This is a genomic window from Methylocystis heyeri (assembly GCF_004802635.2).
Classification (GTDB): domain Bacteria; phylum Pseudomonadota; class Alphaproteobacteria; order Rhizobiales; family Beijerinckiaceae; genus Methylocystis; species Methylocystis heyeri.
This window is the reverse complement of the sequence record NZ_CP046052.1, coordinates 2031895-2054731: the sequence shown is the minus strand read 5'-3', so window position 1 is coordinate 2054731 and position 22837 is coordinate 2031895. Positions and strand designations below refer to the sequence as shown.

The 22837-nt window shown below is 64.5% G+C and carries 22 protein-coding genes and 1 tRNA gene; 14 read left to right on the top strand and 9 right to left on the bottom strand.

The genetic code is table 11. The annotated features are described in order from the left end of the window. Window positions 1-123: 123 nt before the first annotated feature. Window positions 124-933, top strand: a complete 810-nt coding sequence (locus H2LOC_RS09370; protein ID WP_136496163.1) for a UDP-2,3-diacylglucosamine diphosphatase — start codon at window positions 124-126, stop codon at window positions 931-933. Next, window positions 933-2000, top strand: a complete 1068-nt coding sequence (locus tag H2LOC_RS09365) for a glycosyltransferase family 4 protein (protein ID WP_136497051.1) — start codon at window positions 933-935, stop codon at window positions 1998-2000. The genes H2LOC_RS09370 and H2LOC_RS09365 overlap by 1 nt, the downstream gene beginning before the upstream one ends. A 299-nt stretch (window positions 2001-2299) precedes the next feature. Here the strand turns inward: H2LOC_RS09365 and H2LOC_RS09360 are convergent, their stop codons facing one another. Further along, the gene (locus tag H2LOC_RS09360; protein ID WP_136496162.1) at window positions 2300-2503 is read right to left on the bottom strand and encodes a hypothetical protein; all 204 of its coding nucleotides are present in this window, start codon (window positions 2501-2503) and stop codon (window positions 2300-2302) included. 56 nt (window positions 2504-2559) lie between these two features. After that, entirely contained in the window at window positions 2560-2904 is a 345-nt protein-coding gene (locus H2LOC_RS09355) for a hypothetical protein (protein WP_136496161.1), read from the bottom strand. A gap of 111 nt (window positions 2905-3015) precedes the next feature. On the opposite strand from H2LOC_RS09355, the gene H2LOC_RS09350 reads away from it, so the two are divergent. Next, complete coding sequence (locus H2LOC_RS09350) at window positions 3016-3417, top strand: VOC family protein (protein ID WP_136496160.1); 402 nt, start codon at window positions 3016-3018, stop codon at window positions 3415-3417. A 133-nt stretch (window positions 3418-3550) separates the two neighbouring features. Then, the gene (locus H2LOC_RS21555; RefSeq protein WP_202620557.1) at window positions 3551-4171 is read left to right on the top strand and encodes a DUF805 domain-containing protein; all 621 of its coding nucleotides are present in this window, start codon (window positions 3551-3553) and stop codon (window positions 4169-4171) included. A gap of 13 nt (window positions 4172-4184) precedes the next feature. Here the strand turns inward: H2LOC_RS21555 and ppdK are convergent, their stop codons facing one another. Then, window positions 4185-6866 carry a pyruvate, phosphate dikinase gene (gene ppdK, locus H2LOC_RS09340; protein ID WP_136496159.1) on the bottom strand — a complete coding sequence of 894 codons (2682 nt, stop codon included), beginning with the start codon at window positions 6864-6866 and terminating at the stop codon, window positions 4185-4187. 402 nt (window positions 6867-7268) lie between these two features. Beyond that, window positions 7269-7850 (bottom strand): HdeD family acid-resistance protein, encoded by a 582-nt coding sequence (locus H2LOC_RS09335; RefSeq protein WP_136496158.1) that lies wholly within the window; start codon window positions 7848-7850, stop codon window positions 7269-7271. A 253-nt stretch (window positions 7851-8103) separates the two neighbouring features. Here H2LOC_RS09335 and H2LOC_RS09330 point away from each other — a divergent pair, with 253 nt between their 5' ends. From H2LOC_RS09330 to H2LOC_RS09310, 5 genes are all read left to right on the top strand, one after another. Then, window positions 8104-9000, top strand: a complete 897-nt coding sequence (locus tag H2LOC_RS09330) for an alpha/beta hydrolase (protein ID WP_136496157.1) — start codon at window positions 8104-8106, stop codon at window positions 8998-9000. A 39-nt stretch (window positions 9001-9039) separates the two neighbouring features. Then, window positions 9040-9231 carry a DUF1192 domain-containing protein gene (locus H2LOC_RS09325; RefSeq protein ID WP_136496156.1) on the top strand — a complete coding sequence of 64 codons (192 nt, stop codon included), beginning with the start codon at window positions 9040-9042 and terminating at the stop codon, window positions 9229-9231. A gap of 451 nt (window positions 9232-9682) precedes the next feature. Beyond that, window positions 9683-11467 carry an aspartate--tRNA ligase gene (aspS, locus tag H2LOC_RS09320; protein ID WP_136496155.1) on the top strand — a complete coding sequence of 595 codons (1785 nt, stop codon included), beginning with the start codon at window positions 9683-9685 and terminating at the stop codon, window positions 11465-11467. A gap of 384 nt (window positions 11468-11851) precedes the next feature. Beyond that, window positions 11852-12526 carry an HAD-IA family hydrolase gene (locus tag H2LOC_RS09315; RefSeq protein ID WP_136496154.1) on the top strand — a complete coding sequence of 225 codons (675 nt, stop codon included), beginning with the start codon at window positions 11852-11854 and terminating at the stop codon, window positions 12524-12526. Window positions 12527-12605: 79 nt separating this feature from the next. Then, window positions 12606-13994 carry a ClC family H(+)/Cl(-) exchange transporter gene (locus tag H2LOC_RS09310; RefSeq protein WP_136496153.1) on the top strand — a complete coding sequence of 463 codons (1389 nt, stop codon included), beginning with the start codon at window positions 12606-12608 and terminating at the stop codon, window positions 13992-13994. A 5-nt stretch (window positions 13995-13999) separates the two neighbouring features. Here the strand turns inward: H2LOC_RS09310 and H2LOC_RS09305 are convergent, their stop codons facing one another. Next, on the bottom strand, window positions 14000-14707 hold the full coding sequence (locus H2LOC_RS09305; protein ID WP_136496152.1) for a 4'-phosphopantetheinyl transferase family protein: 708 nt from the start codon (window positions 14705-14707) through the stop codon (window positions 14000-14002). Window positions 14708-14775: 68 nt separating this feature from the next. Next, a complete protein-coding gene (locus H2LOC_RS09300; RefSeq protein ID WP_136496151.1) occupies window positions 14776-15537 on the bottom strand; it encodes a haloacid dehalogenase type II in 762 nt (253 codons plus the stop codon). A gap of 164 nt (window positions 15538-15701) precedes the next feature. On the opposite strand from H2LOC_RS09300, the gene H2LOC_RS09295 reads away from it, so the two are divergent. Beyond that, window positions 15702-15776: transfer RNA gene (locus H2LOC_RS09295), tRNA-Val, on the top strand. 55 nt (window positions 15777-15831) lie between these two features. On the opposite strand, the gene H2LOC_RS09290 is transcribed toward H2LOC_RS09295, so the two are convergent. Both H2LOC_RS09290 and H2LOC_RS09285 read right to left on the bottom strand, forming a co-directional pair. Then, on the bottom strand, window positions 15832-16155 hold the full coding sequence (locus H2LOC_RS09290) for a HigA family addiction module antitoxin (protein WP_136496150.1): 324 nt from the start codon (window positions 16153-16155) through the stop codon (window positions 15832-15834). 23 nt (window positions 16156-16178) lie between these two features. Next, window positions 16179-16460: a type II toxin-antitoxin system RelE/ParE family toxin gene (locus tag H2LOC_RS09285; RefSeq protein WP_136496149.1), complete on the bottom strand. Its 282-nt coding sequence runs from the start codon at window positions 16458-16460 to the stop codon at window positions 16179-16181. Window positions 16461-16671: 211 nt separating this feature from the next. Here H2LOC_RS09285 and H2LOC_RS09280 point away from each other — a divergent pair, with 211 nt between their 5' ends. Then, window positions 16672-16863 (top strand): hypothetical protein, encoded by a 192-nt coding sequence (locus H2LOC_RS09280; RefSeq protein WP_246207093.1) that lies wholly within the window; start codon window positions 16672-16674, stop codon window positions 16861-16863. Between the two features lie 53 nt (window positions 16864-16916). On the opposite strand, the gene H2LOC_RS09275 is transcribed toward H2LOC_RS09280, so the two are convergent. Next, window positions 16917-19199: a tetratricopeptide repeat protein gene (locus H2LOC_RS09275; protein WP_136496147.1), complete on the bottom strand. Its 2283-nt coding sequence runs from the start codon at window positions 19197-19199 to the stop codon at window positions 16917-16919. Window positions 19200-19371: 172 nt separating this feature from the next. Here H2LOC_RS09275 and H2LOC_RS09270 point away from each other — a divergent pair, with 172 nt between their 5' ends. The 3 genes from H2LOC_RS09270 (at window position 19372) to H2LOC_RS09260 (ending at window position 22811) form a co-directional block, all read left to right on the top strand. Beyond that, the gene (locus H2LOC_RS09270; RefSeq protein ID WP_136496146.1) at window positions 19372-21861 is read left to right on the top strand and encodes an arylsulfatase; all 2490 of its coding nucleotides are present in this window, start codon (window positions 19372-19374) and stop codon (window positions 21859-21861) included. 135 nt (window positions 21862-21996) lie between these two features. Then, window positions 21997-22224, top strand: coding sequence for a hypothetical protein (locus H2LOC_RS09265; RefSeq protein ID WP_136496145.1), 228 nt, complete (start codon window positions 21997-21999; stop codon window positions 22222-22224). Between the two features lie 146 nt (window positions 22225-22370). Further along, complete coding sequence (locus tag H2LOC_RS09260) at window positions 22371-22811, top strand: hypothetical protein (RefSeq protein WP_136496144.1); 441 nt, start codon at window positions 22371-22373, stop codon at window positions 22809-22811. Window positions 22812-22837 lie beyond the last annotated feature (26 nt).

The window sequence follows — 22837 nt, the reverse complement described above, 5'->3', positions numbered from 1 at the left end:
CGCCGCTGCGGGACCCGGGAAACGCCTTTTACATCTGAGGCCTACGCCCGGCTTTCCATTGTCATGATCCCGCAATGCGAATCTGGTGTTTTGCGGCCAGCAAAATAAGATGGAAGCTTCGCAATGGACGACTCTGCGGCGACCAAATATCGGACCCTGTTTCTTTCGGACCTGCATCTTGGCGCGCGAGGCTCCCAGGCCGAGCTTCTTTTGGATTTTCTGCGCCACAACGACGCCGAAACGATCTATCTCGTCGGCGACATCGTCGATGGCTGGCGCCTCAGGAACGGCTGGTATTGGCCGCAGTCGCACAACGACGTGGTGCAGAAGCTGCTGCGCAAGGCGCGCAAGGGCGCCCGCGTGATCTACGTGCCCGGCAATCACGACGAGTTCGCTCGCGATTACACCGGCTTGTTCTTCGGCGGGGTCGAGGTGATCGCAAACGGCGTTCACGAGACCGCCGACGGCAAGAAGCTGCTCGTCATCCATGGAGACGAGTTCGATATCGTGGTGCGCAACGCGCGCTGGCTCGCGTTCCTGGGCGACTGGGCCTATGAATGGGCCATCTTCATCAACACGCATTACAATCGTATCCGCCGCATGTTCGGCGTGGGCTATTGGTCGTTCTCGGCCTGGGCGAAGCTCAAGGTGAAGAACGCGGTCAACTTCATCGGCGACTTCGAGAAAACCCTGGTGGCCGAAGCCGCGCGGCGGGGCGTCGACGGCGTCGTGTGCGGCCATATCCATCACGCCGCCATCAAGACCATCGACGGCAAGCTTTACGTCAACACCGGCGATTTCGTGGAAAGCTGCACCGCCATCGCCGAGCATGAGGACGGCACGCTGGAAATATTGCATTGGCTGACGACGGCGGAGGAACGCGCGCCCGCTCAGCCTGCGCCCCTGCGTCTCACAGCGAAAGCCGCCGCATGATGCGCATCCTGATTGCGACCGACGCCTGGCGTCCGCAGGTGAACGGCGTGGTGCGATCGCTGGAGTCCATGTCCGCCGCGGCGAGCGAACTCGGCGCGCGGATCGACTTCGTGACGCCGCGCGACTTCAACTCCATGCCGATGCCGACCTATCCGGAGATCGATCTCGCTTTTGCGACGCCGCGCGCGGTCAAGCGGCGGCTCGATGCGGGATATGATCACGTCCACATCGCCACCGAGGGACCGGTCGGGCTCGCCGCGCGAGCCTGCTGCATCGATCAGGGCCGCTGTTTCACGACCAGCTACCACACCCGTTTTCCGGAATATGTCCAGGCCCGCATCGGTGCGCCGCTCAGCCTGACCTATGCGCTGCTGCGCTGGTTCCACAACGCCGGCGCCGGCACGATGGTCTCCACGCAGAGCCTCGCGCGGGAACTGACCGAGCGCGGCTTCAAGCGCATGCTGCGCTGGTCGCGCGGGGTCGATCACAAGACCTTCAGTCCCGACGCCGCCGTCGAACTCGACCTACCGCGCCCGATCTTTCTTTACGCCGGCAGGCTCGCCGTCGAAAAGAACCTCGACGCCTTTCTGTCGCTCGATCTGCCGGGAACGAAGCTCGTGGCCGGCGACGGACCCGAGCGCGCGCGGCTCGAGGCGCAATATCCCGAGGCGCGCTTCGTCGGCATGAAAACCTCGCAGGAGCTCGCCAAGCTCTACGCCAGTTGCGACGTTTTCGTCTTCCCGAGCCTCACCGACACCTTCGGCATGGTGCTGCTCGAGGCCATGGCCTGCGGCGCCCCCGTCGCGGCCTTTCCCACGCCGGGCCCGCTGGATGTCGTGGGAACGAGCGGCGCCGGAGCGCTCGACGCCGATCTCAGAAAGGCGGCGCTGGAAGCGCTCGGGATCGAGCGCGATGCAGCCATCGCGCACGCCCGCACCTTCACCTGGGAAAACAGCGCGCGGCAGTTTATCGACGCCATCAATCTCGCCCGCGGCGCCACGACGACGAAGCTGGCTCCGAGCGAACAGCGCGACTTTGCTTTCCGGAGAACGCCGATCCAACCGTGACGGCGCGGCGCGGGTCTCGGCCCGCGTCCCATTGAAGCGGTTCCCGACGCAAGCCGCCGCTCGACCGGAAGTCTGTTCCGGCGGAGCGGCTTTTTGGACGAAGAGAATAAGAAACGCGCGGCGTCATGGCGGAACGCCTTTTTCCGCATGGCGCCGTCCGCCGATCATACGGCCTAAATTGCAAGGCGTCCGCCGGCGGGCGAACGGGATGGCCCCGAGGTCTGGCGGACGACGGCGTTCGAGCTGATCGAAGGGACGTGTCGCATCGTCCCGAAACCTCTGAGCGCAGCCTGTCTCCGTCAGGCTCCGGATTTGTTGGCGTCCTCGTCCATTTCCCGCAGCTTGGCCCGCACTTTCGGCGCGGTGCGGTTCATGAAATCTTCGGCCTCTTCCGCCGTGGCGAAAACCTGGGCGATGGCGGGACCATTTGGGGTGAAGGCGACCACGAGGAAGGGATGGCCCTTGCCCGGCGGGGGATAAAGCACCAGCTCGTAGTCCCTCACGGCGATTGTCTCCCGTTTTCCTGCTTCCAGCCTATGGGGCCGGTTTCATCGGTTAGTCAACCGTCGATCGCCGCAAGGGCTTCTTCCTGCAGCAAGGTTCGAATCCGCTCGATTTCGCGCGCGCCGCGCAGCCCGCCACGCTGCAAAATCATCTGCATGAACCAGCGGTCGCGCTCGAGGTTTCTCTCGTCCTGGGTCGGAACATGCATCAGGTAGCCGCATAGACGGTGCAGATACTCGAGAGATTTGTGAAGCGCCTCCGCCTTCGCGTCATATTCATGATAGGCGACGCGTGCGTGAATGGTTTCCCAATGGGCCACCCGCGCGATGAAACGCGTTTTATTCGGCGCCGGAAGCCCGGAAAATTTCGCCGTCAGTTCCTCGATCAGTTTTTCGTCCATTCTCGGCGGGCTCAGACGTTGGGGTTGCGATCAAATCGGCAGCGAGCGACAATTCGCGCTCCCTGTGGAAATTCTTCGTCCCGGCGAAGGCCGTCGATATGAAAAGAGGCCATGTTCTCGCACGTCTTTATCGGCGTAACCGACTTCGAGCGTTCATTCGCATTTTATTCGGCGGTTTTGAACGAACTCGATCTCGTTCTCAAATTCAAGGTGAGCGAGAAGCCCTGGGCCGGCTGGCGGGGCAGGGAGGCGCCGCGGCCCCTGCTGCTGATCGGCTATCCCTATAATGGTGAAAAGGCTCATCCCGGCAACGGGCAGATGATCGCCCTATCGGCGCCGGACAGAGGCGCCGTCGACAGATGCTACGCCGCCGCAATCGCCAATGGCGGGACCTGCGAAGGCGCCCCGGGCCTCAGGCCTCATTATCACCAGGATTATTACGGAGCCTATTTCAGGGACCCTGACGGCTCCAAGATCGCAGTATGCTGTCACGAACCGCCTCGGACGCGCTGAGACATCCGGGCGAGACTCAATCTGCGACAAAATGTAGTCTTGCACGCCTCATGCGGTTGCGGTTGCACTGGATTCGAACTGAATTTGATTGAAATCCAATCTGGGCCTCCCTCGTTGATGAAGGTCAAAGAAAGTGAATCTCGCCTGGCTGCTCTATTCCTTTGAAGGACGCATCGGCAGAAGAACTTTCGTTCTGCTCTGGGTTTCGACACTGGCCGTCCAGCTCGCGGTCGCGGCCTTTCTTCCGCCGAACATCGACGACGACCCCACGCCCCAACTGGCCGCCGCGCATTTCAACAAAATTTGGCCGTCGCTGCTGGCCGGCTTTTTTTGCGCCTGGGCCAATCTGGCGAGCATCGTCAAGCGCCGGCATGACTTCGGGGGAACCGGCTGGCCGCTGCTGGCGGATATTCTGGCCTGCGCTGCGGGGCTCGCGCTGTGGTGGGTCAGCGCGGTCTACCGGAATGTCCCGCTCGCCGCGCTCACGGGCGAGGCGGTTTTCTTTCTCGGCGCCGCTTACGCTCTGTGGCTGGTTCTGCTGTGCGCTTTCTACCCCGGGGAAAAGGTCGCCAATTTCTATGGCCCCTCCCGCGTGACGAAGAAACAGCCGTCAGGCAAGACGCAACGATGCGTCGGGGCGCCCCCGAGGATCGTCGGCAAGCCGCGGCCAGTGGAGCCGGCCCCGGCGCCTGCGCCCGCGCCTCAATCTTCGCCTGCGCCAAAGGCGGCGGCGCAGAAGTTCGGACGGAGATGAAGGACCGCGCTCCTCAAGCCGTCGTATCGCTCGCCTTGCCTCCCAGCGCCGCCTGGGCCGCAGCCAATCTCGCGATCGGCACGCGGAAGGGCGAGCAGGAGACGTAATCGACCCCGATCCGGTCGAAAAAGGCGATGGAGGCGGGATCGCCGCCATGCTCGCCGCAGACGCCGAGGGCCACATCCGTCCTGGCTTTGCGCGCACGGGCGCAGCCGAGGGCGACCAGTTCGCCGACGCCCTCCTGGTCGATGGTGACGAAAGGATCGGCGGGGAGAATGCCTCTTGCGGTGTAGGGGCCGAGAAAGGCGCCGGCGTCGTCGCGCGAAATCCCGAGAGCGGTCTGGGTGAGGTCGTTGGTGCCGAAGGAGAGAAATTCGGCCGTGCCGCAGATGTCGCCGGCCCGCAGCGCCGCGCGGGGAAGTTCTATCATGGCGCCGATCTGATATCCGGGCTTGACGCCGGTCTCTTCCTCGACCGCGCGGGCCGTGGCCTCGACGCAGTTCTTCACGAAGTCGAGTTCAGCGCGGGTGAAGACGAGCGGAACCATGATCTCGATATGGGCCGGCTTGCCGGTCTCCATCGCCGCCATGATCGCGGCCTCGAAAATGGCGCGCGCCTGCATGGCCACGATCTCGGGAAAAGTGACGGCGAGGCGCACGCCGCGAAAGCCCAGCATGGGGTTGAATTCGGACAGCTCCTGCGCCCGCTTGCGCAGTTTTGCGGGATCGGCGCCCATGGCCGCCGCGACGCTGGAAATCTCGGCGTCGTTATGGGGCAGGAATTCGTGCAGGGGCGGATCGAGCAGGCGGATCGTGACCGGCTGCCCGGCCATGATCTCGAACAGATCCTTGAAATCCTCGCGCTGCATGGGAAGCAGCTTGGCCAGCGCGGCGCGCCTTCCTTCGGCGTCGTCGGCGAGGATCATCTCGCGCACCGCGAGGATGCGCTCGCCTTCGAAGAACATATGCTCGGTGCGGGCGAGGCCGATGCCCTCCGCGCCGAATTTGCGGGCGAGGCGCGCGTCGGCGGGCGTTTCGGCGTTGGCGCGGATTTTCAGGCGCCGCGTCGCGTCGGCCCATCCCATCAGCACGGCGAATTCGCCCGTCAGCTCGGGGCGCTGCATCTTCACCGCCCCGGCGATGACATGGCCGGTCGAGCCGTCGATGGTGATCCTGTCGCCGCGGACGAAGCGCTTGCCGAGGACGGTGAAGCACTGCTCCTCGTAGTCGACGCGCAGGCCCGCCGCGCCGGTGACGCAGGGCTTGCCCATGCCGCGCGCCACCACGGCGGCGTGGGAGGTCATGCCGCCGCGCGCGGTGAGGATTCCCTCCGCCGCATGCATTCCGGCGATGTCCTCCGGGCTGGTCTCCATCCGCACCAGAATGATCTTGCGTCCCTCGCCGGCGAGTTGGACCGCCTCCCTGGTGTCGAAAACGATCTCGCCGAAGGCCGCGCCGGGCGAGGCCGGCAGGCCGCTGGTCAGAATGGCGCGCTTGGCCTCGGGGTCGATGGTCGGATGCAGGAGCTGGTCGAGCGAGGCGGGGTCGATCCGGTTCAGGGCGTCGGCGCGGCTGATGAGCCCTTCATCGGCCATGTCCACGGCGATCTTGAGGGCGGCGGGGGCGGTGCGCTTGCCGCTGCGGGTCTGCAGCATCCAGAGGGCGCCGCGCTCGACCGTGAATTCGATGTCCTGCATGTCGCGGTAATGCGCCTCCAGCCTGCGCGCATAGTCGCAGAGCCTGGCGAATACGCCCGGCATGGCGGCTTCCAGCGAAAGGCCAGAGCATTTTGCGGCGAGGCGGGCGGTTTCGGTCAGCGGCTGCGGATTGCGCAATCCGGCCACGACGTCCTCGCCCTGGGCGTTGGCGAGAAATTCGCCGTAAAGCTCGCGCACGCCGGTGGAAGGGTTGCGGGTGAAGGCGACGCCGGTGGCGGACTCGTCGTCCATGTTGCCGAACACCATCGCCTGCACATTGACCGCCGTGCCCCAGTCGCCGGGAATATTGTGCAGCTCGCGATATTTGACGGCGCGGGGATTCATCCAGGACGAGAACACCGCCTTTATTGCGCCCATGAGCTGAGCGCGGGGGTCCTGGGGAAAGTCCGTTGCGGCGCGTTCCGCCACGATCTGCTGATAGAGGGCGACCACGGCGCGCCAGTCCGCGGCCCCGAGTTCGGCGTCCAGGGCGACGCCGCGCGGCTCCTTATAGGCGTCGAGCGCTTCCTCGAATTCATGATGCTCGACGCCGAGAACGACCGAGGAATACATTTCGATGAAGCGGCGGTAGCAATCGAGCGCGAAGCGTTCGTCGCCGCATTTTCTGGCGAGCGCGCCCACAGTCTTGTCGTTCAGGCCCAGGTTCAGGACCGTGTCCATCATGCCCGGCATCGAGACGCGGGCGCCGGACCGCACCGACACCAGCAGCGGCCATTCGGGATCGTCGAAACTATGCCCCGCAACCCGGCCGATCTGCGCCAGCGCGGCTTCCAGCTGGGTGCCAAGATCCGGCGGCAGCGCTCCGTCGTTGGCGTAGAACCAGTCGCACACCTTTGTGGTCAGCGTGAAGCCGGGCGGGACCGGCAGGCCGAGGCGGGCCATTTCGGCGAGGCCGGCGCCCTTGCCGCCGAGCAGTTCGGCCATTGCGGCCGAACCTTCGGCCTCACCTTCGGAAAAACTATAGGCCCATTTGGTCATATTCTTCGGGGTCCGGAGCGCTGGCTGCAACGCTACGCCTTTCGTCGCCGAGGCATCGGCGCGCTTTTGCCGCCCGACCGGAATCGCCCGGCCATGCGGAACGCATTCTGACGCAAAACCCTTTCGAATTTTACCGAATGCGGTCTAGCGCGCTTTCCGGGCGGACGGAACGTCCGCTCGAAAAGAAATCGCGCCAGATCGAAAAAGCCGCTTTCCGGGCGGACGGAACGTCCGCTCGGCGGAAGGTCGGGAAAGCAAGGAGCGAGCGGGGGCCGGCCCTGCTGGGCTTTAGAGCGCATTCCGTAAAAGTTTACAGACTTTTACGACGAGAATACGCTCCAGCTATTCGAAGCTGGCGCGATTTCTCATCGCTCGGACGAGTCCGTCCGAGCGGAAAACGCGCTAGTGATGGCGCGGTCGCAGGAACAGGCCGAAATTGAGCCAGCTCGCCCCATAGACCAGCATGTCGACGCCGAGGAAAATCCCGAGCACATAGGCCGAGTTTTCGGGCCAGCCGATCAGGATGAACACCCCGAGCAGGGTCGTCACCACGCCCGCGATGGCGACGTAGAGCCGAGGGCCCTCGGGGAGGCGGGTGGCGAAATAGATCCGCAGCAGGCCGGTGGCGAGCAGCGCCGCGCCGAGCATGAGGGTGAGACCGACCGCGCCCTGTTCCGGCCGCGCCAGCACGAAGGCCGCGGTCACGATATAGGCGAGGCCGACCAGCACGAACCAGACGCCGCTGCCGAAAGTCGGCGCCTGAAAACCGACCGTGATCTCTATGCCGCCGATCAGGATCATGAAGGCGGCGATGAGCGAAACCGAGATGAGCGTCGCAAGACCCGCGGCGCTGAGCAGGCCGAGGCCGAGAAGAGCGGCGATGACGCCGAAGCCTACGAACCAGGCCCAGCGCTCGCGCATGTGCTCCATGATCCGGCCGATGTCGCGCCGAACGGTTAAATTGGGATCGCCTTCAAAGGCCATGATGTGCTCCGTCGAAAAGGCTGGTTCAATGCAAGCGCGCCCGGCGCGCCGCCGCAAAGGCTGAAGGGAGTCCTTTCTACCACAATCCGCCGGGCGCGTCTTTGTTCCCTCGGCTCCGGGACTGTAGCTAATTGCCGCGCGTGCGTGCGGAGGGTTTCGGGCGCCCGGCGCCGGGCGCCTCTCGTGTTATATAGACGCCAATTGCTTAAGTTGCGTTTCGTGGAGGCGTCGCCGTGACCGAAGACCCCAGCAAATGAGCTTGCGCGCCGAGATCGTCCGCTTCTGCCTGCCCTGGTTCATGCGGCAGAGATTGCAGCCGGGCGTTCGGATCGAGGATGTGCGCCGGCTCGTGGCCCTCTATGGGCGCCTCGCGCCGTCCCCGCCGCGCGGAACCGAGCTGACGCAGATCGACGCCGGCGGCGTCGAGGCCGAATTGGTGGCGACGCCCCGCTCGCGGCCGGATCGCTATATCCTGTATCTGCACGGCGGCTCTTATCTCGTCGGCTTTCCCGCATTGTTTCGCGACTTGACCTGGCGCATCGCCGACGCGGCGGGCGCCCGATTGATATGCATCGATTACCGGCTCGCGCCCGAGCATCCGTTTCCGGCGGCGATCGAGGATGCGACGGCGGCCTATAGATGGCTCGCCTCGGAACGCGCAGAGCCTCGCCGCGTGGCGCTTGTCGGGGATTCGGCCGGCGGCGGGCTCGCGCTCGCGACCATGATGCGCTTGCGCGACGAAGGCTCACACTTGCCGGCCGCGGCCGTCGCGCTTTCGCCCTGGACCGATCTCGCGCTCACCGGCCGATCGCTCGCCGATTACCGCTCATCCGATCCAATGGTCCCGGTTGACACGATGCCCGAGGCGGCCCGGCTTTATCTCGCCGGGGCGGACCCCCGCACGCCCTATGCCTCGCCATTATATGGCGATCCGAGGGGCCTGCCGCCCACGCTCATTTTTGTAGGCGACGACGAGGCCTTGCGCGACGATGCTGTGCGGATGGCCGAGCGCCTGCGGGAAGGCGGCGTCGATGTCGAACTCGAAGTCTGGCCGCGCATGTTCCATGTCTGGCCGGCCTTCGCCCGCATCGTGCCCGAAGGGCGCGCGGCGATCACGCGCATCGGGGCCTTTTTGCGAGAGAGGCTCTGACTTTGATCGGCGCGTAGCAATATTCCAAGGGAGGACTTTATGGCCGAAGACCCCGACGACAAACCCCGCCCCGCGCCGACCCATGCGCTGGGCCAGCCGCTGGAAACGCTTTCCTTGCGCGAGATCGACGAGCGCATCGAAGCCCTGCGGGCGGAAATCGCCCGGCTGGAGGCCGCCCGTGAGGCCAAACAGGCCGCCAGCGCCGCGGCGGAGGCTTTTTTCAAAAGGTGAGGGCGGGGGCGAAGGGGAAACGGTATCGCTCAGAGTGGGCGGCGCGTCCCCCCTGCGTGGCTAGCGAATGCACAGATCTTTCCCGGGAGCCGTCTTGGCCGGGCTTGTGCCGGCCATCCACGCCGGGACGCTGGGGTTTCTTGCGAAGTTGCGCGTCGCTTCGCAATGGCGACGGTCGTCCTCCAGCCGCTTGAAAGCGCTTCGCAGAAGCGCGAGAATATCAATATATTTCAAATTTTTATCAGTCGCGTGGCGTGGATGGCCGGCACAAGCCCGGCCATGACGGGGCTGGCGACTTTCGAGACGTGTGCATACGATAGCCCTCGAGGGGAGGGTAAAGGCCACCCTTTCCTCATCCCCCGCCTTGACAGAGCCGCCCGCTCTATGCGCTGTTCCGCGCCAAAGCGCGAAAACGCGCGCGCCCCCGTTCAAGCCGAGAAGACCTGAAAAAATGCATCGTTACCGCTCGCACACATGTGGAGACCTCCGCGAAGCCCACGCCGGCCATACGACCCGTCTTTCCGGCTGGTGCCACCGCATCCGCGACCACGGCGGCGTTCTGTTCATCGACCTGCGCGACCACTATGGCGTGACCCAATGCGTGGTCGATCCCGATTCGCCGGCCTTCGCCCAGGCGGAAAAGCTCCGTTCGGAATGGGTTGTCCGGCTCGACGGCGAGGCTCGCCTGCGCCCGGCCGGCACCGAAAACCGCGACATGCCCACGGGCCTGATCGAGGTTTATGTGAAGGACATCGAGGTTCTCGGCCCGGCCGCCGAGCTGCCGCTGCCGGTGTTCGGCGATCAGCTCTATCCGGAGGAAACCCGACTCAAATACCGCTTCCTGGACCTGCGCCGCGACAAGCTGCACAGCAACATCATGCTGCGCTCGGCGATCATCGACAGCCTGCGCAGCCGCATGAAAGCGGGCGGCTTCTTCGAGTTCCAGACCCCGATCCTGACCGCCTCCTCGCCCGAGGGCGCGCGGGACTTTCTGGTTCCTTCGCGCCTGCACCCCGGCAAGTTCTATGCGCTGCCGCAGGCGCCGCAGCAGTTCAAGCAGCTGCTGATGGTCGCTGGGTTCGACCGCTATTTCCAGATCGCGCCCTGTTTCCGCGACGAGGACGCCCGCGCCGACCGCTCGCCCGGCGAATTCTATCAGCTCGACGTCGAGATGAGCTTCGTCACCCAGGAGGACGTCTTCTCCGCCATCGAGCCGGTGCTGCGCGGGCTGTTTGAAGAATTCTCGGGCGGCAAGCCGGTGACGCAGAGCTTCCCGCGCATTCCGTACAAAGAGGCGATGCTCAAATACGGCTCCGACAAGCCGGATCTGCGCAATCCGCTGGTCATCGTCGACGTTTCGGAAGAATTCGCCCGCGAGGACGTCTCCTTCAAGGCCTTCAAGGGCAAGACCGTGCGCGCCATTCCGGCGCCGGGGGCCGCCGGCCAGCCGCGCAGCTTCTTCGACAAGCTCAACGACTGGGCGCGCGGCGAAGGCGCGCCGGGCCTCGGCTATGTCATCTTCGAGGAAGAGAACGGCGCGCTTTCCGGCAAGGGGCCGATCGCCAAATTCATCCCTGCCGAGGCTCAGGCCGCCATCGCCGCCAAGGCCGGCGTGAAGGCCGGCGACGCCGTGTTCTTCTCGGCGGGCGAGGAGGGCGCCGCGGTCAAGCTCGCCGGCGCGGCGCGGCAGCGGATCGGCTCGGAACTCGGCCTCTCCAAGACCGACGTGTTCGAGTTCTGCTGGATCGTCGACTTCCCAATGTACGAGTGGAACGAGGAAGAGAAGAAAATCGACTTCTCGCACAACCCGTTCTCCATGCCGCAGGGTGGGCTCGACGCGCTCGACATGGAAGATCCGCTCAACATCTATGCCTGGCAGTACGACATCGTCTGCAATGGTATCGAGCTGTCTTCGGGCGCGATCAGAAACCACCGTCCCGACATCATGCGCCGCGCTTTCGAGATCGCGGGCTATGACGAGGACGTGCTCATCGAAAAATTCGGCGGCATGTATCGCGCCTTCCAATATGGCGCCCCGCCGCATGGCGGCATCGCGCCGGGCGTCGACCGCATCGTCATGCTGCTGGCCGGCGAGGAAAACCTGCGCGAGGTGACTTTGTTCCCGCTCAACCAGCGCGCCGAGGACCCGCTGATGGGCGCGCCTTCTCCGGCCACCAACAAGCAGCTGCGCGAACTGCATATAAGGGTGAACCTGCCGGAGAAGACGGCGCAGTAAGGCCCGCAGCAGGCGGGGCGATTGGGCGAAGGGCGCTTACCCTCCCCTTGAGGGGGAGGGCCGCCGCCGGGGCGCATTCCGCAGAAGTTGACAGACTTTTGCGATAAGAATGCGCCCAACGCTTCAGGCGGCGGCGCAGGGTGACTTTCTGCTGTAATTTTCGCTATTTACCGCCACCCGTCGCGCTGCGCGCTCCGCCCTCCCCGCAAGGGGGAGGGATGGCCCTTCATCCGATTCCCCTGAAGCCCGGTCATGACGGCTTCCGGGAGAAATGTGTGCCTACGCCAGACGCTCTTAATCTTCACCCGATAGCGGGCGTCTCGAAGGGCGAGGCGCGAAGTTCTCCGCTTGCTTGGTCGCGACAAGGCGTTTAAGCCGCAGGCCATGTCCAACCTTTCCCCCATTATCATCTTCGATCTCGACGGCACGCTCGCCGACACGGCGCCGGACCTCATCTCGACGCTGAATGTTCTGCTGGCGCGCGAAGGGCTGCCGCCGCACGCAAACGAGGTCGCGCGGGTGATGGTCGGGGCAGGGGCGAGGGCGCTCATCGAGAGCGGCTTCGCCGCCGGCGGGGCGCCGCTGCCGAAAGAGCGCGTTCAGCCGCTGGTCGACGATTTCCTCGCCCATTACGAAGAACACATCGACGACGAGACCCGGCTCTTTCCCGGCGCGCGCGCGGCGCTGGGCCGGTTCAAGGAGGCGGGCTTCAACCTCGCCGTCTGCACCAACAAGACCGAGCGGCTGGCGAAACTTCTGCTGGACCGCCTCGACGTCGCGCCGCTGTTTCAGGCCATCTGCGGCCGCGAGACCTTTGCGACTTCCAAGCCCGATGGTCGCACCCTGCTCTCAACCATAGCGCTGGCCGGCGGCGATCCCGCCCGGGCCGTGATGGTGGGCGATTCCAAGACCGACATCGACACTGCCCGCAACGCCGGCGCGCCGGTGGTGGCGGTGGATTTCGGCTACAGCCTGCCCTCGGTGCGCGAGCTGGGCCCCGATCGCGTGATCTCTCATTACGACGAGCTTTGGGACGCAGCGAGGGCGCTGCTGGGCTGATGCGCCCGGCCCAAGCAGCGCCGGATATTGACGGGCGGGGGGACGCCAGGATTACCGCCTGCGCGCGCGTGGAGCTGCGATGAACGACCACAGAGCAGACGAGCCGCGGGCCGGCGGCTCCTTGTATCGGATCCGGTTCGACGCCGAGCTTCTGGCCATCGCCGCCGCCTCGCTCTTCGTCGGCGCGGCCGTGGGTCTCGTCAGCGCCTCGTTCAAATTCCTGCTGATCAATGCCGACCGTTTCCGCGACGCCTTCTTCCTCTGGGCGCATGCGCACGCCGTCGTCGGCTTCGCACTGGCGGTCGTCATCTGCGCCGCCGCCGCCGCTTCGGCGGCCTTTCTGGTGCGGCGCTTTTCGCCTTATGCCTCGGGCAGCGGCATTCCCCATGTCGAAAACGTGCTGCATGGCAATGCGCCGCCGTCTCCGCCGGGGCTGATATTGGTGAAATTCTTCGGCGGTCTGCTGGCGATCGGCTCGGGCCTCGCGCTCGGGCGGGAAGGGCCCAGCGTGCAGATGGGCGCTTCCATAGCCAATATTTCCGGCGAATATTTCGGTCTGCGGTGGAAACTGCGCCGCGTCCTGATCGCTTCCGGCGCCGGCGCCGGACTCGCCGCGGCCTTCAATGCGCCCGTGGCGGGCGCGATCTTCGTGCTCGAAGAGCTGGTGCGCGAGTTCGAGCTTCATATCGCCATCGCCGCGCTCGGGGCTTCCGCCACCGCCATCTGGGTATCGCAAGCGATTCTCGGCCCGGCGGCGGAGTTTCACGTCGAGGAGCTGGCCTTCGCCGATCCGCTGACGAGCCCGCTCTACTTCCTTTTCGGGGCCTTCGCGGGCGTCGCCGCGGTGATCTATTGCAGGGCGATTCTCGGGGCCTTGTCCTTCGCCCGGAAGATCGACCGCTTTGCGCCGGGGCTGACTGCGGCGCTGGTCGGCGCCGCCATCGGGGCGATAGGCTGGTTCGCGCCCCAGCTCGTCGGCGGCGGCGACGCGATCACCCAGAAACTCCTGTGGGGGGCGCAGTCTCTTCCCGCTCTCGGTCTGGTTTTCTGCCTGCGTTTCGCTCTCGGCCCGGCGTCCTACGCCACCGGGACTCCGGGGGGCATATTTGCGCCGATGATGGTTCTTGGTGCGCAGCTCGGAATGATCTTCGGCGAGGCGAGCAAATTTGCGTTTTCCGGCCTCTTTATCCAGCCGGTCGCGTTCGCCGTCGTCGGCATGGCGGCTTTCTTCACCGCGGTCGTGCGGGCGCCGCTCACCGGGATCGCGCTCGTCACCGAGATGACCTCGGACGCTACTCTGCTTCTGCCGATGCTGGCTTCCTGCTTCTGCGCCATGATCGCGCCGACTCTCGCCGGCGAGGCGCCGATCTATGATTCGCTGCGCAGCCTCGCCGTGGGCGTTCGGCGACCGGTGTCGGAGCCTGCAATCGATGCGGCGCCTGCGCGGACCGAGCGCTGCGAGACGTGAGCCTTTTAAAAGGCGAAGCTTTCGATTTTCGTCAGCTGGCCATAGGAGGCGAGAGCGCCGATAAAGCCCGGCGCGGGCTCGAACTCATTCAGCATCCAGGCGCCGCCGAGCTCGGCGAGGCGGGTTGAGAGCAGTCGCGCATCGCCGGCCGCAATCGAAACATCGAAAGATTCGAAAGGCAGCGACAGCCCGAGCCCCGCCGCCTTGGCGAGAGCCTCCTTGCGCGTCCACCAGCGAAAAAAAGCGGGCCGCCGCGCCTCCGCCGGCAGAGCGGCGAAGGCCTCGCGCTCGAGCTTCGATGCAAAACCGGAGACGACAGTGTCGACCTCCGCTTCGCGGTCCAGCCGTTCGACGTCCACGCCGAGTTCGGCGTCGCTGGCGAAGGCGGCCACGGCGAGATCGTCCGAGTGGGAAAAGCTGAACCGCGGCCCCGAGCCGGCGACCGAAGGCTTGCCGTGCGGGCCATAGGCCAAGGCGACCTCATGGGCCGGAGTGGAGAGATAGCCTCCGAGAATCGTCCGCAGCGCGGCGCGGCCGACGGCGTAGCGGCGCATGTCGCTCTCTTGCCGAAAGCGCAGGGCGCGCTCGCGCTCCTCGACGCTGAGAACGGCGAGGCTCTGCTCGCGCCAGTCTCCGCGGCTGAGATCGACCGTCCAAAGATGGGCGACGCCGAATGCGAGAGGAATGGCGGGCCTCCTGCTGTGCGGGCGCATGCGCGCGTGCGGCGCAGCATAACGTCTTCGGGGCGCGTGCGTCAAAATGGGGGGCGGTTTGGCTGCGGTTACGGCCGCCCGAGGACGAAGGCGAGCAGCCCGGCGAGATCCTGCGAGGTCTTGTCCGGTTGAAGCCCCAGTTCCTCGGCCGGCAGGTTGAACCGGTTCACCCAATAGGTCGGATATCCGAAGCTCTTGGCTCCATAGGCGTCCCAGCCGCCGAAGGCCGCGAACAGGATTTCGTCTTTCCGGAGATCGAGCCTCTTCACGCCGAGTTCATAGGCGCGCGGCTCGGGCTTGAAGCTGGCGTTGGTCTCGGTGCTGAGCAGCTCGTCGAAGAGATCGGAGAGCCCCGCGGCTTTCGCATTAGCCTGCAGCATTTTCGGGCTGAAATTCGCGATGGTGATGATCCGCACGCCCGCGGCTTTCAGCTTTTGCAAGGCGTCGAGCGCATCGGGCCAGGGTTTTAGGGCGAGATAAGCGTTCATGAGGCGCGTTCGCGTCTCCGGCTGCAGGTCGAGCTTCATGGCTTTGGCCGCATAGACCAGAGCGTCCTCCGTCACCTTGAAGAAATCTTCGTGCCGACCAGTTAGCGAGCGCAGGAAGCAATATTCGAATTGCTTGGAGCGCCACAGCTTGACGAAATCCGCCCCCTTGCCGGGAAAAGCCTTCTCGACCTCGGGCAGGATGGAGTTGGCGTCGAACAGGACGAAATAATCGAAAGCGACGGCTTTGAAGCGGGGGTTTTGCGCCTCCTGGGCCTGGAGCGGCGTCATGGGGGCGACGAGGCCGGCGAGAATCAAAAAAGTCGCAAGGAAAAGGGATCGCATGTTTATTCGCCGTTCTGTTTGCAGCGGGGGAGACGCCGGACCGCAGCCTACAGTCGAGCTCCCGTATGGCAGGATTTTGACCGACTTTCGGCTCGAAGGCGCACAGCCTCTTGACGAAACCGCCCCCGGCCACGTAAACGAAACGGACTTCGCCGCATGGCGATGGGCGGCTAGCTCAGCGGGAGAGCACTCCCTTCACACGGGAGGGGTCACAGGTTCAATCCCTGTGCCGCCCACCATTTAAATTAAAGATTCCGTTTAACGCGCTGCAGATCGCGCAGTTGGCGCGCTGCGTCAGCACGCCGCCCCTGGCTCGAAAGGCGCAATCCTCTCCAGCTCCTCGGCGGCGTCGCGCTCGACCGTTTGCAAATCGTAGCGCGTCTGCAAATTCATCCAGAACTCGGCGCTGGTTCCAAAGAAACGGGCGAGCCTCGCGGCGCTGTCGCCGGTTATCCCGGTTTCTTCGTTGGCGATGCGCTCGATGCGCGTGCGCGGAACGCCGCAGGCCTTGGCCACGCGGCCGGCGGCGAGGCCGAGCGGCTCCAGGAATTCTTCCCGCAGCACCTCGCCGGGATGCATGGGCGGGAGCGTCTCCACGACTTCCATCTTTTTACCCATTGGAGCCCCCTCCCTGGAACGGCTCAGTGGTAATCGACGAACTCTACATTTTCGGCGCCCGCGTCCGACCAGACAAAGCAGATGCGCCAGCGGTCGTTCACGCGGATCGAATATTGCCCGGCCCGATCGCCGGACAAGGCTTCAAGGCGGTTGCCGGGCGGAATGCGCAAGTCATCCAGGCGGGCCGCCGCGTGGACCATCGCCAGCTTGCGACGGGCGACCTTCAGCACATCCGCGGGGAAGCCTTTTGGAAGCCGCCCGTTGAAGAGAGCCTCTGTCGCATCGTCCCTGAATGACCGGATCATTCCCCGCGCGCTCCGCAGGGCTATGTATCACATGGCGATACATCTCCGCAATGACCCTGCATCACGGGGTGATACAGCAAAGCGGTTTTAGGAGCTTTCCCTTCACACGGGAGGCGTCACCGCTTCAATTCCTGCTGAGGTCTCATATTCAGGCGGCCTCTCCCGCCGCGAAACTATCCGCGGCATACTTGCGAGCGTTCTGGAGAAGACCGTGACGACTGTGCATGCCCAGGCAAAGGCGGTCGCCGAAGCCTTCGCTGAGGCGACCGGGCAAGAGCTTGTGACGAAAAGCGATCTGAAAGAGGCCGTGGCCGATCTCAAACTCGACATCCTCCGCGGGCTCGCGGTGGCGCAGCTCGCGCTGGCAGGTCTTATCCTCGCCGCCATCAAATTCATCAGGTAGGGCTCCGGCCACAGCCGAAGATTTTCTTAGCCCGTTTTAATTCCTGATTTCCTCTACTGCCGCCCCCCTTTTCCGATCATCGCCTTCAACTCGGCGACCATGTCCTTGATTGACCGATCCTCCGGCTCCAGTTCGGCGAGGCGTTCGGCATGGGGCAGGGCGCCGGCGTAATTTCCGGCCTCCATTTCATAGGAGGCGAGCGCCGCGAGAATATCGCGGTCGAACGGATGGCCGGCGAGAGCCCGCGAAAGCATCTCGATGGCCTGATCCGCCGCGCCGGTTTCATGAAGCGCTACGCCATAGACATAGACCATGCGGGGGTCTTCCGGGGCGAGGCGCGCCGCCAGCTCCAGGCTCGTCATTGCTTCCCCGAGCCGCTTCTGCCGTATCAGGCTCAAGCCCAAGGCATGAGCCAGCGCGCCCGATCCGGGATTTTGCGCGATGCTTTTGCGCAACGCGACCTCTGCGCCGGCCTCGTCGCCGGCGCCGCGCATGATCTCGGCCAAAGATATTGCGGCGGGCGCGAATGTCGGATCGAGCGCCAGCGCTTTTTCATAGGCGGCGCGCGCCGCATCAGTGTTTCCCCGCGCAAGGGCGAGCGCGCCGAGATTGGCCTGCGTTTCCGGCCGCTCGGCGTTGAAGCGCTGCCCGGCTTCATATTCGGCGAGCGCCTTGTCGAAAGCGGCGTGTTCGGAGTCTGAAAGCCCCGCCTCGGGCGCGCCGGCGAGGGCGCGGGCGGCGTCCATGCGCACGAGTCGCGTTTGATCGGTGAGGAGCGGCGCGAGCGCCTCGCGCCTCGTCGCCGGCTCGGCCTCTGCGAGAACGGCGACGGCGGCCGCGCGCACCATCGGCTCCTTGTCGGACAGCGCGCCACGCGCGGTTTCCAGCGCCGCTGCGGTCGGCGCCTGGCCGAGGCGCTGCAAGGCGCTGGCCCGCGCGATTCCCGATTGGCCGGGGTCGGCGACAATCCCCGCAAGGGCGCCTTGCGCGCCGGGCCCATTGGCGTCGGCGAGGCGAAAGCCTTCCGCGAAGCGCTGCGCGCCCGGCTTTGATCCCGCGCCCCAGGATTTCAGCGCCTCGACCGCCCAGCCTGGGCTTTTGTCGGCATGGCATTGGTTGCAGGCGTTGGGCGTTCCGAGGGAAGCGGTGCGATCGGGGCGCGGAATGCGCATGGAGTGATCATGCCGCGCATCCACGATCATATAGTTGGTCGTGGGCATGTGGCAGCTTGCGCATTGAGCCCCGGCGGAGCCCTGGGTGTGATGGTGATGCGCGGGCGCATCGAAAGTCTTTTCCGCGTGGCACTGTCCGCAGACCGCATTGCCGGAAAGACGCAATTTACCCGAATGCGGGTTGTGACAATCCGAGCATGTGACGCCGGCCTCATGCATGCGGCTCTGCATGAAGGAGCCGAAATTATAGACCTCGTCCCTTTGCTGGCCGTCGGTGTGATAGAGCCCCGAGTCCAGCGTCGACGGGCGGAAGGCGTCGAAAAAGCGCGTAACGGCCAAAGGATCGTCGGAAAACTGCTGGCGTCGGGCATGACAGCCGGCGCATGCCAGCGCCTCCTTGTCGCTCGCCGGCGGCCCGTTCCGCGTCGCAGTCTCGTGGCCTTCCTCGGCGCGCCAGCTCGCGCCCCCGCGCGCGAGGCTGATGGCGAAGCCGTGATTTGGCGCAGACGTCGAAGGGGAGGCGGCCCAGGCGATGTGCTTGGCTGCGGGCCCGTGACAGGCCTCGCAGCCGACGCTGATTTCCGAAAAGGTCGTCGCGAAGGCGCCGGAGCCGGGATCGTAATTCTTACGCAGATTGGTGGAGTGGCACCAGGCGCATTGATAATTCCAGTTCTGGTCGATCCCGGTCCAATGCAGGGGATCGCCGGCGGCGAGCTTTCGGTCGGGATAGAGATCGAACCAGCGCTGGCCGCCTTGCTCGGGCGGACGCGAATCCCAGGCGATTCCGAAGGCCTGCAGCCGCCCGCCGGGAAGCTCGATCAGATATTGCTGGAGCGGATGAACGCCGAAGACATATTTGACCCAGAAATCGGCCGGCTTTCCGTCGGGACCTTCCGTGCGGATGACGAACTTGCCGTCCTTCTTGGAAAACAGCGTTTCGCCGCCGTCCTTTTTGAATGTCGCGCCGTCGAAGCGGCCGAGCGTGGTCGCGTCGGTCGGCTCCTGCATGGCGGCTTTGTGCTGCGACTGCAGCCAAAAGTCGTGCTCGGCCTTGTGACATTGGGCGCAGGCGGCGGAGCCGACGAAGTCTTTCTCCTGCGATTTCGCGACGACGGCGATCAACATGAAAACAGAGGCGATCGCCAATCGGAAAACAATCGACATGAAGAGTCCTTCGCGGCTCCGGAGTCCCGTTACTGTGGCTTCTTCCGCCCGGCCGCACAAGCCTGCGCCTCGCCGCCCGCCTGCCTGACGGGCCTCCCACGACCAAGCGTTTAATTGACAGATATCGCGGGGTCGGCGGAGAATAGCGCCATTACCAGATTCGGAGGCGAGGATGCGCGTATTTGGCCTGGTTATATTGATAGCCTTTAATCTCGGATCGACGGCCGCCTCGGCTCAGCAGATTCATGGGACGCCCGGGGCGCCCGACGCCACCGTCACCCTCGACGGAAAACAGCTGCCCCCGCCGCCCTTCAAATTCGGCGGCAAGATCGGCGAGACGCTCAAAGACTCAAAGCCCTATTGGCCGCCGCGCGTCGTGCCGCCCCAGGGCGCGCCCAATGTCCTGCTGATCATGACCGACGACGCCGGCTATGGCGTCGCGGGCACATTCGGCGGCGTGATCCCGACGCCTTCGCTGGATCGCATCGCCAACAGCGGCCTGCGCTACACCAATTTCAATTCCACTGCGCTGTGCTCGCCGACGCGCGCCGCGCTCATCACCGGGCGCAACCATCATTCCGCCGGCTTCGGCGTCGTCGCCGAGCAGGCCACGGGCTACCCCGGCTATGACTCCATCATCACCCGCGACAAGGCGACGATCGGGCGAATCCTGAAGGACAACGGCTACCATACCTCCTGGTTCGGTAAGGATCACAACACGCCTGAGTTTCAGGCGAGCCAAGCCGGCCCCTTCGACCAATGGCCCACCGGCATGGGCTTCGAATATTTCTACGGCTTCGTTGGCGGCGACACCAATCAGTGGCAGCCCAATCTCTTCCGCAACACAACCCAGATCTATCCCTTCATGGGCAAGCCGGGTTGGAACCTGACCACGGCCATGGCGGACGACGCCATCGACTACATCAAGCGCATGAACGCGCTGACGCCCGATCAGCCCTTCTTCGTCTATTACGTGCCGGGCGGCACGCACGCCCCGCACCATCCGACGCCGGAATGGGTAAAGAAGATCAGCGATATGCATCTCTTCGACAAGGGCTGGAACGCCCTGCGCGAGGAGATCTTCGAGAACCAGAAGAAGCTTGGGGTCATCCCCCAGAACGCCAAGCTCACCGATTGGCCGGACAGACTGCTGAAGCGCTGGGAAGCCCTGAACGAGGACGAGAAGAAACTCTTCCTCAAGCAGGTCGAAGTCTTCGCCGCCTACGCCGCCTATACCGACCATGAGATCGGCCGGGTGATCCAGGCCGTCGAAGATATCGGCAAGCTCGAAAATACGCTGATCATCTATATCGAAGGCGACAACGGCACCAGCGCCGAAGGCACGATGATCGGCACGCCCAATGAAATCGCCATGTTCAACGGCGTCAATCCGCCGGTCGAAGCACAGCTGAAAAATTTCTACGATGTCTGGGGCACCGATCAGACCTATAACCACATGGCGGTGCCGTGGGCCTGGGCGCTGGATACGCCCTTCTCCTGGACCAAGCAGATCGCCTCGCATTTCGGCGGCGTGCGTCAGGGCATGGCGATCTCATGGCCGGCGGTCATCAAGGACAAGGGCGGCGTCCGTAACCAGTTTCATCACATGATCGACATTGCGCCGACCATTCTGGAGGCGACACATATAAGGGCGCCGGAGACCGTGGACGGCGTCAAGCAGGCTCCGATCGAAGGCGTCAGCCTGATGTACACCTTCGACGCCAACAACGCCGACGCGTCCAGCCGGCACAAGACCCAATATTTCGAAATGATGGGCGACCGCGCCATCTACAGCGACGGCTGGATCGCCAGCACCAAAGTCTCCCGCTACCCATGGGAAAATCTGGCCCCGCCAGTGGATCTCATGGCGCTGCCCTGGGAGCTGTACGACCTCCGCAACGACTGGACCCAGACCGAGGACCTCGCCGCGAAGAACCCCAAGAAGCTGAAGGAGCTTCAAAAGCTGTTCACGCAGGAGGCCAAGAAATATCAGGTCTTCCCGCTGGATAATTCGCTCGTCGCCCGCGCCATCACGCCCAAGCCCAGCATCACCGCCGGCCGAAACGAGTTCGCCTGGACCGAGCCGATGACGGGCATTCCCAACGGCGACGCCCCGTCGATCCTGAACGCATCCTACAACTTCAAGGCCGACATAGAAGTTCCCAAGGGCGGCGGCGACGGCATGCTCATCACCCAGGGCGGGCGCTTCGGCGGTTATGGCTTCTACATCCTCAAAGGCAAGCCGGTTTTCCTTTGGAATCTCGTGGATCTGAAGCGCGAGCGCTGGGAGGGCCCGCAGCTTTCGCCTGGACATCACGAGATCGAATTCGATTTCAAATACGACGGTTTGGGCATAGGCACGCTCCAGTTCGGCAGTGTCAGCGGCATCGGGCGCGGAGGGACCGGCGTGCTGAAGATCGACGGCAAGGAAGTCGCGAGCCAGAAGATGGAGCGCTCGATCCCCTTCATCCTGCAATTCGACGAAAGCCTCGACATCGGCTCGGATACGCTGACCGGCGTCAACGACGTCGATTACCAGCCGCCCTTCGCTTTCAACGGCAAAATCAACAAGATCGCGCTGACGATCGATCGCCCCAAGCTGACGCCCGAGGACGAGAAGCGGCTGATGGATGCGGCGAAAGACAAGAAGACCAGCGAGTGACGGCGGGGTTCCAGGCGGACCGGCGGATCCTTTCCTCGCCGGTTCGAAGCCGGTCTGCCGGAACATAAAAACGGCATGGAACATTACCGAGCAAGGCTGGTTATCTCCTGCGGCTGGGATTGCAGGAGAAAGCCGATGCGTAAACATGTCCTGGCGTTCGCCCTCGCGGCCTGCGTGGCGGCGCCGGCCCTGGCCTTTGCGCAGGTGGTCGTGGAGCCGCCGCGCCGCGACAGAACTGATCCAGAAGAAGGCGCATATGGATCGGCGCGTTGCGAGGAGCTGAGAAAAGCCTGCATGCACAAGCATGAGCTCGGCGAAGAAGGCGAGGGCAATTGCCGCTGGTACCGGGAGAATTGCCAGTAGCGGCACGCCCGGACTGCAGACGCGGGGGCGGCGCCCGGCGTTTGCCTCGCCGACCCCGGCAGGGTTCAATCTCCCTTCGCCGCTTCCATTCGGGACCCGGCGCGTTATGCTGACCCCCTTCGATTTCTTCGTCGCAGGGGCGCGAGATGACCGATTCAGGAAAGCAGTCCGACGCAATGACGGTGTCGCGGCCGAATTTCTGGATGACCTTTCTGGCGTTGGCCATTGCGCTCGGGATCGCCTTCGCCTTCTATGACAGGGCCGGCGACAAACATGTCTGGCTTTTCGGTCTCGTATTGCTTTTCTTTTTGCTGATGCCTGCGCGCTTCGTCGAAATCGACGCCGGCGCGCGCGAATTCGTTTTCCGCCGACGCTTCGTTTTCGATGCGCTCTTCGGCCGCTTCGAACGCCGGGAAACGCTTCCTTTCGCTGAAATCGACGGTTTGGCTCCCGATTACGACAGCGAGTCCGGCCACGTTCTGCGGATCGTCCTAAAATCGGGCGAGAGCCGCAGGGTCGAGGGCGTATCGCCCGCGCGCATCGAGGAAATCAAGGGGATCGTCTTCTCCCATCCGCCGCGAGGATGAGTCTCGAGGGGCTGCGGCGCGGCTTT